At 38.4% G+C, this 13,084-nt stretch carries 11 protein-coding genes; all 11 read right to left on the bottom strand.

Annotated elements, in window-relative coordinates:
- Positions 1-136: 136 nt before the first annotated feature.
- The 11 genes from GJ691_RS05960 to GJ691_RS05910 all read right to left on the bottom strand — a co-directional run bounded on the left by GJ691_RS05960 (position 137) and on the right by GJ691_RS05910 (position 12,573).
- The gene (locus tag GJ691_RS05960; protein WP_154364815.1) at positions 137-769 is read right to left on the bottom strand and encodes a class I SAM-dependent methyltransferase; all 633 of its coding nucleotides are present in this window, start codon (positions 767-769) and stop codon (positions 137-139) included.
- Between the two features lie 14 nt (positions 770-783).
- Positions 784-1,425, bottom strand: a complete 642-nt coding sequence (locus GJ691_RS05955; protein ID WP_154364813.1) for a hypothetical protein — start codon at positions 1,423-1,425, stop codon at positions 784-786.
- Between the two features lie 183 nt (positions 1,426-1,608).
- Positions 1,609-3,198, bottom strand: a complete 1,590-nt coding sequence (locus GJ691_RS05950) for a glycoside hydrolase family 43 protein (RefSeq protein ID WP_154364811.1) — start codon at positions 3,196-3,198, stop codon at positions 1,609-1,611.
- Between the two features lie 11 nt (positions 3,199-3,209).
- A complete protein-coding gene (locus GJ691_RS05945; protein WP_154364809.1) occupies positions 3,210-3,800 on the bottom strand; it encodes a hypothetical protein in 591 nt (196 codons plus the stop codon).
- A 31-nt stretch (positions 3,801-3,831) separates the two neighbouring features.
- A complete protein-coding gene (locus GJ691_RS05940) occupies positions 3,832-5,142 on the bottom strand; it encodes a Kelch repeat-containing protein (protein ID WP_154364807.1) in 1,311 nt (436 codons plus the stop codon).
- Positions 5,143-5,253: 111 nt separating this feature from the next.
- Complete coding sequence (locus GJ691_RS05935) at positions 5,254-6,084, bottom strand: RluA family pseudouridine synthase (protein ID WP_425481736.1); 831 nt, start codon at positions 6,082-6,084, stop codon at positions 5,254-5,256.
- Between the two features lie 179 nt (positions 6,085-6,263).
- Positions 6,264-8,795 (bottom strand): cellulase N-terminal Ig-like domain-containing protein, encoded by a 2,532-nt coding sequence (locus tag GJ691_RS05930; protein WP_154364803.1) that lies wholly within the window; start codon positions 8,793-8,795, stop codon positions 6,264-6,266.
- A gap of 454 nt (positions 8,796-9,249) precedes the next feature.
- Positions 9,250-10,056, bottom strand: a complete 807-nt coding sequence (locus tag GJ691_RS05925; protein WP_154364801.1) for a carboxypeptidase-like regulatory domain-containing protein — start codon at positions 10,054-10,056, stop codon at positions 9,250-9,252.
- 190 nt (positions 10,057-10,246) lie between these two features.
- Positions 10,247-10,741: a hypothetical protein gene (locus GJ691_RS05920; protein WP_154364799.1), complete on the bottom strand. Its 495-nt coding sequence runs from the start codon at positions 10,739-10,741 to the stop codon at positions 10,247-10,249.
- A 300-nt stretch (positions 10,742-11,041) separates the two neighbouring features.
- Complete coding sequence (locus tag GJ691_RS05915; RefSeq protein ID WP_154364797.1) at positions 11,042-11,929, bottom strand: hypothetical protein; 888 nt, start codon at positions 11,927-11,929, stop codon at positions 11,042-11,044.
- Between the two features lie 149 nt (positions 11,930-12,078).
- Positions 12,079-12,573 (bottom strand): DUF6653 family protein, encoded by a 495-nt coding sequence (locus GJ691_RS05910; protein ID WP_154364795.1) that lies wholly within the window; start codon positions 12,571-12,573, stop codon positions 12,079-12,081.
- Positions 12,574-13,084: the final 511 nt, after the last annotated feature.

Raw genomic sequence — 13,084 nt, 5'->3', positions numbered from 1 at the left:
TCATCTAGCCATCTGCGTAGAACATAAAGTCTCAGCAAGCCTGAAAGTAGTATAATTAACAAGAAAACCATAAATTTTACCGTAATGCAGGCATCGTTGATATGGGGAATGTTTTAAATATGGTTGACTGCCATTTTCATTTTTTGGCAATAATAATCGTATGCGTTTCAGTGGAACCATCGGATTTGGGATATTCTTTTTCAATATTATGGATTACCGAAAAAGAATTTTTGTGCAATTCTTTTATGATGGCTTTTGGGTCATGATAGTAAAAATAGGTTCTATCTCCACTACTACCTGTAATATACCCCGATCTATCATAGTCCCCAGGTACAAAACTTAAATAGAGAACCGCCTCTTTGTTCATTAATTCCTTACAATCAGAAATTAATTTGGAGCAATCCGGTTTTGATAGATATGGCATTGTAAATCCGCAAACGATAGCGTCAAACGAATTCCCGATATCCCGTAAATTGCGACAATCCATGATCCGAAAATCAACCTCGGGAATATTCTTTTTTGCCAATTTCACCATGTTCTTGGAAACATCTATGGCCGTTATATGACTGTTAGGATTGTTGGTTTTTACATAACGGGTGATATTACCGGGGCCACAACCAATTTCAAGAACCCTAGCCTTGGGTTTGGACCATAACCCACAGAAAACATCATAGGTGTCATTGTATAAATCCAGCTGCATGAATCTTTCCTCGTACAATGGGGCTACTTTATTCCAAGTTTCGAATGTTTCTTGGTATTTATCTTCCATTCTTAAAGGTTTGGTTATGAGGTTGTGTTATCAACCGCAATTACCGGAGTTGGGTCGTTTTCCTTGATTCTGATTCGACATTTCCTTTCGATATCGAAAACATTCTTCACTCCGGAGATATAAATGATATCGGGAACGAATTTGTCGGAACCCTTACTTCGACTTTTCATTTTGCCCGTTCGCATTTCCATTTCCAGGTCTCCGTAAACATTTTTTTGCTTCACTTCAATATTCCCTGAAAACTGCTCCCAATCCTTTACGGTCAATTTTCCGTTCCTGTATTTAATAAGCCTGGTTTCCGTTCCAGCGAAAAATGCACCTTTTTGAAACAGCATGACCAGCGCCCAAATGAACATACCAATGCCCACAGCGACAAAAAGACCAATAATAAGACTAGGTACCAATACGGGTTCCCAATTTTCCAAACTACCAGAGGTGGGTACATCGTTGGTTTTGAAATGTACTTCCTGGCCAGAAACCAACGGAACGATAAAGGCTATGACAAAAATGCTGATGAAGGCATTCCAGAACAAGGAAAAAAACAGCATGGACATACCTTTCTTACGCGGATAGTTCCTTTTGGTCCTTACTATGAAATCTGGTTGTTCGGGATCGATTATGTTCTTTAAATCGATAGGAATACTGTTTATATTCATTTTTTAGGCGGGTTATCACAAAGGGTTTGGCATAATTGGTTAAAAAACACACATTAACAATGTGTTGCGGAAACAAGATAGTAAAAGTGGTTCTAATTTCCGTCGTTAATTTTAAACGCCCTGTCATTAGTCTCCATGATAGCCGATCCCTGAAAAGATAAATCGTGACTTCAAGACCTTTTTCTAAGCTTTAGTTTCTTTATAATCAAAATAATCAAAGTCGGACGGTAGTCTCCTTCCTGTAAGATCTTGACAGCACAGCCCTACAAAAGCCCCTGTAAATGTGGCATTCTTATCGCCTTCCTGAAATTCGTCGGACAAGGTGCTGCAATCTAGATCGGGACCTATGCCTTTCCAATTTTGACCATCTTCCGAGTATTGGAAATTCAGTTTGTCATAGCGTACATTTAGACGAAGATAGCTTTCCTTATGTTCGTTCAAAGGAATCTTTTTTTCCAACGGAAAATCAATATTGCCTTTTACACTGCTCATAATATCGAGACATTTACCATGTTCGGCATCGTGGGTCACATATAGGTAATAGAAGTTTTCATTATCGTAAAAAGCGGTTAAACCTGCCATTTGTTGAAAGCTTTCCGGGTTAAAATCGAGACATGTGCCCGCAGAATAGCAAAACGCTTGTTGTCGTCTTACTATTAATGCTTGGGTATGGTGCGAATTTATCGATTCCCGCCCCTTAAGTCGTAAATATCCGGGTCGTTCGGTCAATGAATAACTTTCAGAATCCAGTTTTACCCTTAGGAATTGAAAGTTGATATTAAGTTTATCATCATCAAAATCATCCCTTATAGGAAGGGCATCCCATTTGCATTCAGGAAGTTTTGGGGCCGTGACCGTTAGTTGGGGTTCGTTACCACCACATTGCAAACGCAGCCATCCGTCAGGTGTCCATGTCATCTTTTGTAAGGCGGTTTCACGTCCCATGATGCATCTTCCCCTAGAAGGAAGGTATCTACCACATAAATGGGCCAAATACCATTCCCCTGTCTGTGTTTCTACCAATGATGCGTGTCCGGCCCTCTGTAATTCCAATGACGGATTGTTGTATGATGTTAAAATGGGATTTTCCGGATCGGTTTCATATGGTCCGGCAAGTTGTTTTGAACGAGCCATGGTCACGGCATGTTTATATACTGTGCCACCCTCAGCGGTCATGAGGTAGTAATAGCCGTCTTTCTTATATAAATGAGAACCTTCTACCAGCCCTATTTCAGTACCTTGGTAAATATTGGTTATGGGGCCGATGAGTTTTTTTTCCTCCGTTGAATACTCTTGTAATAAGATTCCACTAAACGGATTCTTTCCTTTTCGGTGGTCCCAAAGTACGTTGGTCAACCATTTTCGACCATCGGTGTCATGGAACAATGAAGGGTCAAAACCTGAACTGTTGAGATAAATGGGGTCTGACCATTCACCCATAATATCGTCGGTAGTAACCAGGTAATTATGTACATCCTTGAACGGACTCCTAAATGTCTTTACATCGGAAAAAATGAGATAAAAAGTACCCTTGTCATAGGAAAGGCATGGTGCCCAAACCCCGCAGGAATTTGGATTACCGGCCATGTTCAATTGGGAAGTGCGATTAAGAGGATGGGTTAACAACCTCCAATTGACCAAATCCTTGGAATGGTGGATCTGGACACCGGGAAACCATTCGAACGTTGATGTGGCAATATAGTAATCATCTTCTACCCTTAATATCGAAGGATCCGGGTTGAAACCCGGAAGTATGGGATTTTTTATTTCCATTGGTGTTTTTTTTAATTTTTTTTGTTTTTGGGAGGTTTGCATGCTTTGCAATAATCGGACAGTAAATCTATTTCTTTGAGTACTTCTTTATGTTCTTTTTCTAAAAGAGCTGTATTGGTGCCAAAGTCGGTATCCGTATAAATCTTGGAGCTCACTTTATTACGTTCCGCGATCATTTTGTCAAAATAGGGCTGAAAGAAGGTGACATTGGAGAACGTTTTTTTGTTCTCGAACAGTTCTTTCCTGATCTTTCTGGTGTATAGTTCAGACAGGTCAAAATCATATTGGACCAGATTGGCCAATTGTACAGCCCTAATACTGTCGGGGGCTATTAGAGTTGCGGCTTCTTTTTGAAAAGTACATGTTATTTTTGAATTGAAATTTTTAGTGAACATAAATTCAAAGTTGCTCATTTGTACGGCTAATTCCATACTAACGCCCGATTGCACATAAACCGAACTCCCTTTTTGGTTTATTTTCGTTTGTGGCCCTTTGAAATCCTCGATCGTTATTTGGTAATCCGGACTCCATTCAATCTTAGTTTCCTGACCTATTCCGGAATAACCGCAAATTATGAGAATGAAAATTAGTTTATAGTGCATTGGATATTGATTGTTAACGTTATAATTAAATTTATTTTGTTCGTATTTCCATGGTTTCCTTTAGGTTACCATTGTAGTAAACCTCTAGAAAAGCTTTCCCGTTTTCAACCTTTCCCTGATGTTCTATTTCAATCTCAAATTTACCGTTGGGGTCAACTAAAAAGTTATCGGACTTTGATTTAATAGCAAAATTGTCTTTTGCCGCTCCGGATATCTTTATGGAAGTGACAAAACTACCCGTATTACCGTTTTTATTGTGAACAGTGATCGATTTGGTGTTGCCTTCCGCAATTTTTACTTTTTTAGGTACGACCAATTCGGAAGCGATTAATTTTTGGCCATAGGGTTGGTCTTTATGATACACCTCCATATGGTGTTGGTTTCCCCCGCCTCTGGTTGGGGAGCCGGCAGCAATATATATACCTTCCCCGGATAAAATGGCCTGCGTGCCATGTCGTGGGTAGTGCATGGGGGCTTTATCTGTCCAACTTTCTGTTTTAGGGTTATAGGCTTCCACAATGTTGAACGCAGGACCTTGTTTTTCCCCTTCGCCACCCATGACGAATAATTCGTTGTTAAACGCGATAATACCCGGAGCAGCCCTAGGTGTAGGTAAATCGTTTTTCAACGTCGACCATTTGTTGGTTTTAAAATCATAAACGTCAACGATACTGATCAGTGGTGAAAAAACCCCGCCTTCACCACCAGATTGTCTTCCACCTACGGCGTAAAGCACATCATCGATAATGGCAGCATGAAAATGATCCCGTTTTTGGGAAGCATCTTCTAAAACCGTCCAGCTGTTTTCTTTGGGGTCGTAGGCATCGAACCAATTTACGTATCCACCGTCATGACCTATGGTATTTCCCCCAATCAAATAAAAAACATCGTTATAAACGACCAGTCCGGCACCACCCCTTCTTCTGTCTTCAGGAATTTCAGGTCCCCGTATCCATTGATCGGTAGGAGGATGGTACAACCAAATGGCTTCTTCAGGAATTTCCCTTGGGAAGGAGTTGGTCTTAAATGCACCGATCACCCATACAAAACCTTTATAAAAAGTCGCTTGAAAATGATTGAATTCTTTCGGCACTTTGTTTCCCGCTTTTTTCCATGAATCATTCCCAAAATCGTACACCTCCAACGTTTGTGCATTTTCCCTTCCACCTAATAAATAAAAGGAATCACCGGCTTGTACAAAAGAACACTCATGGCGTGCGGTGTAATTCTCATTCTCGTTCTTGTCAATCCATTTATCGGTAGTTTGGGAGAATAACAGAAATGGTGCTGAAAACAGGAAATAGGGTAGGAGACATTTAAATAAAAATTGGATTTTGGTCATGATTTAGTTGGATTAAATGACAACCAAATTTAGTGAATATTATACCGTCTTGGCTTTTATGACATGTTGAAAAGGAATGTTTTTACTATTTGTTTTCGGACATCAATTGAGTTATTCCAATTGACCGAAGATTTTTTTGAACCTTTCGGGAAAGCCATCTGTTAGGTACAATTCTTTCTTTGTAAACGGATGGATGAATTGCAGGGAATAAGCATGCAGGTACAGCCCTTTGCCATTGAGGATCAAATTTTCAATCCCGTATACCTTATCTCCCAATATCGGGTTTCCGATACAGGATAAATGCTTGCGTAGTTGATGTCTACGACCAGTTCGGGGTTCAAGTTTAACCAAGTTGAGTGTACCGAACCTTTCTGAGGCTACGGATTTACAAAGGGTATAATTCGATCGCGATTTCTTGCCATCGATGTCTGATGTTATTTCCCCATTTTGCTCCATTTCGCCTATAGTAACGGCATAGTAGGTTTTTATTATGGCACTTTGTTCAAATAATTTATTCAAAGCACGTATACTGCCGCTTGTTTTACCCACTAAAAGAATGCCCGTTGTGGCAAAATCCAATCTATGCACGGGCTGGGGGGTAGTGACATCGGGAAGGTTGCTTTTTTTTATGTTCTGTGCCAAAGCATGGGCAATGGTCTTAAAACCGTTACCGCTGACAAGGATACCACCAGGTTTATGGATTACTGCTAAGTATTCATCTTCATATAGGACCTGCAGGGGAAATACCAGTTTTTTTCTTGGCGCCTGTACTTCTGGTATTGATAGGCGTATATATTCCCCGCCATGAATATAAGTTGCCGTTGTGGCTATAACATCATTGACCGTTACCAATTGTTTTTTTATCGCCTTCTTTAATGCCGATTTTGTCGGGACTGAATTGAAAATTCCTACGCCATACTCTTGTAACCGTACAGGAGCAATTAGTTTGGGGGCAATATGGGTTTCGATTGGTTTAATGTTTTTTATATAGTGGTTATGATCGATCGTTGGTCACGATCGGCAATAAAACGAACGTATGATGACTTTTTTAATGGAATCTACGAATTTAAAACAACTTCGGTCTTTGGTCCAAGGATTGATATAGTATTAAGAAATACCCGTTATTTGACTAAATTCTTAAAAGCCGACCCAAAAATCAGATAGTTGGTATTACCACCAATTGTGCCTTCGTTTTGTCCCCAAAGAAATGGCCAATCGTCATAATTTTCAAAGTGATCGGGTTTTCTGAATAATATTCCTGGGGCTACATTTCCTGGAATAAATGAGAAATCTGCCCTGTTATTACCATAAAACACTTTTTTTGGACGTGCTGCACCTACCGCTGCCACTAAGGAGTAATTGTGGTACGGATGGCAGCCAAACAGCCAATTGGTAGTTTTGAAAGCATGACTGGCATCAATGATATCCGGAAAATATTTATTGGCAAAGCAGATGGTGGTACCAAAACTGACTATGGTTCCGCTCCGTGCCCAATTACCTAGGCCAATAGGTACACCATATGGATTGTCATTTTCAAGCTCGTCTATATATTCTTTATATTTTACTACATATGGGCGCAGTTTTTCTTTAAAAGCGATATCCATGTGAGGTATGGCCTCCAAAGCGGTCAATATGGTAAAACTTACGTTTTTATCAAGTGCAGGCCATAAAAGTTCCTGGAATTTATCTTTGTATTGTTGTTCTTTGGTTGAGATGTACAGTTGCAAGTTGGTGGTCATATTTGCTGAAATGGCTCTCCACCCAAGGCTGTCCTGTGGCTGTTCGGCTAGTAATTCCGTAGCCTCCTTCAGGAGTCTTTTTGATTGTTGCAATGTCCTTGCAGAAAGATCATCGTTATATCCTTTCAACACCCGGCTTGTCGCTGCAAACATAGTTGCTGCCCTAAGATTAAGACCAGCATTACGACTTGTAAATGCCCACATATCATCCTTGACTCCGCTCGACCGGCCATCAGGGGCCACTTCGTAAGGACCAAGGTTCGGATTATAAGGGAGACCGTCTGTTATCGATGCTGCGTCACCGAGGTGATGGTAATTATCTAAAACAGAGTTCGAAAGTGTTTGTGCCATGTGGCCGATAATCTCTGCCTGGGCCACTAGGTTCAGAGTTCCATGCTCAATAAATTGCAATATGTCAGGGGTTCCATCCGGACGGTGAAGATCAACATAACGCTGTTTCTCATCAACAAAATTCTGATCGCGCAAGGGTTTAAAATATTCCCATGTTTTAACAAAGTTCTGTACCACACCAATGTTAGATCCTGTCTCGATATCAAAATCCCCGGCATCGAAAAAGCCGCCAACGTTCAATCCTGGAATCGTTTCCATTGGCTTATACTTTGTATCGGTTGTTGGCCCTTGACCATGCAGGTCAAAGTGATCGGTATTTGGTGGAGCCTGGAGATAACCTTCCTTGAATGGCTCGCCGTGCCACACCCTGTACGCCTCGTTAACGAACATATGATTCATATGTATGGGGATCCATATATCACTTGTGGCATCAGTGATCTTGTCGTAAACGTTGTTTTCAATTAAAAAGTTGTTTGTTTTAAAGTTGCCATACTTTATATAGTATATACCGGGAGTATTGACTGAAGAAAAATCGAATTTAATGTAGTGGTATTTATAATAGTCTCCCCATGTTGCGATATTGCCATTGAAAACTTCAGTTGCCTTACCATCGTTACCGATTTTGTAAATCGATGCTTTTTCAAGGGGTTTATCATGTTTGTCGAGTTCTATGACGGCTACTTTTTGTTGCGAGGGGAGATAACCCACCTGAGAGAAACCGATATTCGGATCCCTTACCCAATCGTTTATGGCATTTGGTTCAACGGTCCAGGTCAACACCTTGCCTGTTTTCCCTGCTGGAAGCAAACTGCGTACTACAAACCATCCGTTTTGGGCCAATACGCGGCCATCGAATAGCATAAGATCTGCTTCATGTGAGGTGATTTTCACCAAACGTTCTGGTTTATCGGGTGCAAGGATAATGGAACGGCCGGTTTCGAGGGGTAAGGGCTCTATAAATCTGCCCGTTCCTCTGTCGTCATACGTTACATATCCTTTGAATTGTTTAAGTTTTTCACTGTTGGGTCTCGTTATAGTGTTGCCTACCACATAGCGTGGGAACCGATTTATACGGCCATCCATCAGATAGGTCTTTGCCCAATATTGAGAGGGTAGAAACTCTAGATTGAATCCGGCACTCCCTTCAAGTTCCTTAGGAAGCGGTTTGTCCAGGTAAATGGCAATCTCAACACCTTTGCCCTTAGCCGTTACAACCACGCGTGAATCAAAATCGTAATCTCCATACCTTAATGTAGCTTCAATGCTTTTCGATTCTTTATCTACCTTTCGGGTTGGTATTTCAGGAACAAGATCCCACTGCTCTGGAGTACTGGAAAGTCTAACAGCCCCACCTTGTGCTGTTCTGACACCATGATGAATCAATTCAATGCCAGCGGTCTTCTCATCATTGAAACCTCCTGTAAAAAGGTTGCTGTACACTAGTACATTCACACCTTGCGTCTCAAAATATTCTAGGTCATTGAGTTTCAATTCCTGGCTGAAACCATAATTACATGCTGATAATAGTAGTACTAAAAGTGATAAAACCGTTGCTTTTTTCATATTGGACGAAAATTAAAAACGAGCTAGATAGATATAAATTTGTAATTCTTTATGGTGTTGTCCACAGAAGTATGAACGTTGAATTCATTGTTGAAAATCTCTTGCAAGCAAAATAGCTTCCTTCTTTTAAGTGTAGGTAAATCAGTTCCTAAAACATATTATAAAGGTAACGGCTTGTAAGTTTGAATTGATAATAAAGATACCACTTTAGTTCAATAGATTTAATCAAAATAAGGGGTAAAGAGGTTCGGCTAGGTATATTCCGGGTTATCGGTTCATTAATGGGTCATACCTCACGGACTATGTGGTGATAAGGCCTAGGTTCATTTAAATAATGGAAGTAAAATTGAAATGATTGTGTGTTTATTGCAAATCTGTTTTATAGGAATTGATTACAACTTCAGCTGCTTGTTTTGCCATCCCTTTTATAAGGAACAATTCTATTTTTTTTCTGTTATTCGTTAAAGAAATCCGCTTCTTTGAAAGCTACACTTTTTATTTTCAGATATTTCCAAACCTCTGTTGTACTCTTGTTAGACAGACTTGGGAAATCTTCTTGGATTAGGCAATACGTAAGAAATCCGTCGATGTTCGCCTCGGGGATATCGAAACTTTCCGATAGTTTTTTCTTTGAGAACTTAGATATGATTTCCTTCTCCAGTTCCATGTTTTCATCACGTGCGATCATATCCTCGAAAGATTTGGTTCTACCAGAAAGCTTGTTCATTATTTTATGTGTATTTATTACTAGTGCTATGCCATAATAATAAACATATTTTCCTCTATCGGCTTCCAAGAGCAAACGTTCACTTTGGGTCATTACCTCTATATTGGCATTGGGCAGTTTTAATGAAGATGAAGTGACAACAGGCTTAATTCCCAGCCTCTCAATGTCAAGGTCTATTTTCCCTGTTAGATTATAAGGGGTAACCGTGACTTCATTTAAATTGATAACGTTCTCTGAAAGGTTTATGACGACTAAATTCTGATTAATGATCGTATCGGTAATAATGAATTCCTTCGTTTGATATTGAACCGCACTAATCTGCAGTGTATCTTTCAGTTTTACTTCAATGGAGAACAGGCCTAAGGAATCGGTAATCGTGGATTTTTTAGAATTCAGGTTGACGATCAATAAATTGGAAACATCATTCTTAAGGCTTTTTACCATCCCTTTCAATAGGGTGGTTTTTTCTTGACCCATTCCTGAAATAGAAGTCAATATGATCAATAGTAATGATATCCCTAATTTTTTCTGCAATGGTGACGTGGTGTAATTATGACAAAATGCCTTTTTAAAAATAAGGGATTATGTATTTGTAAGTGGTTAGGTTAGGTGTTTTTTAACACCTAATTGGCATACAAACCAATTAAAAATCAGCAGATTCCGATATCGCTAAGTTAGGATATAGGTTAGGATTGGCTATGAAGAATAACCGTTTAACATGATTTTATTTGACCTTTTTGAATTTAGTGCTCAGATATACTTGTTTCCATTCACCATTTTCATAAAATCCGACTTTGAAATTATAGGTGGAGTCATCAACATACTCCCACATATCGGTAACAGTTGAGGTTCCATAGGTATATTGATATATAATATTCTTCCCTTCGGAATAAACGCTTCCTTTGGTCAATCCCCCGAAAACATCGAATTCCCAAAATTTTATACTATCGGTATTTTTATCATACTGTCTTATTCCATGATTTCGCAATCCTGTCTTAGTTTGTTCCTTATTGATGTATCCATACGATTCAGCTATGACTATCGTGCTATCCAATGAAAAATGAAACCTGATTTCTTGGTCGAATTTATTCCCGTCTCCCCAAGTTCCACTTGCTTTCCAAGATTTTCCCACAAGATTATTGAACATTGAAAGATTGGATTTTTGGGCATACGTAACAGTACTTATCAATAAGATGAAAATTAGTATTGCATTTTTCATAAGTATATGTCATGGTTTGGTGGGCCGCAAGACCCGTCGTGAAACTAATTTAGATAAAGAAAACGGAATTTTAGTAGAATTCATAGGGATTTGGGGAAAAGGTGCTTACTTCCAATGTACGTGTAGCCAAATTTCTAGTTTCTATATTTCTCAAAATCTTACTCAATTTACTTTAATACGAATAACGTGAAAGCAAAAAGTTCATTGGTTTTGAAGTAGGGGTAGCATATTGTGTAACTATGGACAACGTTCGGGGTCTGCACTAGCGGTACCCCAAAGGCGCATTCCTATATAGTGTTATTAGCACATCCAGCTCCAATAGCTATTATTTATCAAGAATTCCCTAAATGATATTTCAGGTATTTTTTCTCCTGTACCTTTTATGAAAAACCTTGATTCACTTCTATTCCACCCCAGAATCAATTCATTGGTTTTCAGTTTGCAATACAGATCATAAGTATTCTTTAGTTCTTTTAAATATTCGCTCAACTCTTCCATAGATTCAAAACGATCATCTTCAGGTCCAAGTAATTTTGATATTAGTGTGTTGTCCGAAGATGATATTTTATCAAAAGAGCCGTTTAATAAATAAGATATGGTATTTGGGTCTGATATTCCTTTTGCTACATTTTTAATACCATAGAGAAATTTATAAGGTTCCTCTACTTTGTATCCAAAACAAATTAAATTTTCACCTTTGGGTCTTAATCCAAAGGGGACCAATTCAATTTTAACTTTGGTATCTGTTCCAATCCTAGGAATTTCAATGTCAATAAAAAAAACCGAATAGTCGCTTTCGCTATCGATATGCTCTGATGTAAAATTATTGATACCAAAATCAATGGGTAAAACTTCTTTTAGGTCCAGATTGGATGAGATTTTTCTTTCCCAACTACATTCTACTTGATCTGATTGAAGGATTACATACTTACCCTCACTGTTTTTATAGGCCCCAACCGTAGAATTACACGAACATCCACAAGTTGGCCAGCTACCAGAGATTTTTAGGTAACCGTTTTGGGAGTCATCGATCTTGTTGAAATCAAGAACCCCATCATCGTCCATATCTTCAAACATTGAGTAACAATTATTCACCCTACCCCATAAAATCCCACTTAAAGTTTCCTGCTTTTGTCCACATACCAATGATGGAATCACGATAACAAAAAGCAATAGTATATTTTTCATGATTTGCTTATTAAAGGGGTTCTGCTTTATTGTTTTCCAACGTGTTTGTATTTGATTTCGTTGCGTGTTTTCAGCGACTAATTTAGCAAATACAGACCGAATGGAAAATACGGGAGGATTTTCTTAAGTAAGCAAAAAGAGGCAATAAATTATTTATGTTGTTGGGTGTTCGTTTTCATTTCTCTAAATATCCAAACCATTCTATCTAGAAACCACATTTTAGACATATAAGCCATAATCGCACCAATTATTGTCAAGTTTATTTCTAGTTTCCATAAACCTATCATTAAAATAATTCCACCAACAGTTTGTAATATGGTTAGAATAAGAATTGGTGTAGAGTGGTGTTTTGGAACTGATACTGTTTTTCGTTCAGCCCAGTACCTTTCTCCTAAAACGGCTTTTGCACCCCAATTTTCTATGCTTTTTGGCTTCTTAAATAAGGTTGGATTTATAATTATCCAAATAATAAGAATAGCAATCGGAATTAGACAATACCATCCAATCCAAATTCTCGACCATACAGCCAGAATTATAAAAGGTAATGTAGCAAACCTTGTCCATATAGACCAAGGATTGGTATGCTTCATCCAACTCTCCCCATCAAGTTTGAATATTTTAGCTATTTGTTTTTCTAAGGTCATATTTCTATTTGTTTTTTTTACTCCTATTTAATTTTCAGTAGTGGTATTTCATTTTAAAGAAATTCATAATAATTTGGAATTTCATTTAGGTTTTGTTTCTTTAAACTGTCTGTACCTAAATCAAATTGCAATCCTTTCTCCAAAATATTCTCAAGATTATTCAATGCTATTTTGATTTAGTAACAAGTTTACATTTCCATTAATAGAACCTTTACTTGCTTTCAGTGAATCTTTCACATCTTCATTACATCTCCTATTTTTTCTGAAATAGAAATTATTAATTTTAAAATAGAAGATGTAATCGGTAGCGCGGTTTCATTTTTGATACTATCAAAGATAAAATCATTTGATCTTAATTATTTTATGAAACGGAATTTTTTAATTAGGCACAACGCAGTGTAAGCTTCCCTAAAAATCTAGATAGCCCAGTGGCCTAAAAACAAAAAGCCCCTAAAAAGGGTTTAAAAGAGGTCTTTTTTTTGCTGTTCAAGAGCTTGTGCAACGGTTACCT

Source organism: Maribacter luteus (assembly GCF_009674825.1).
Taxonomy (GTDB): Bacteria; Bacteroidota; Bacteroidia; order Flavobacteriales; family Flavobacteriaceae; genus Maribacter_A; species Maribacter_A luteus.
This window is presented reverse-complemented; position numbering and strand designations above follow the sequence as displayed.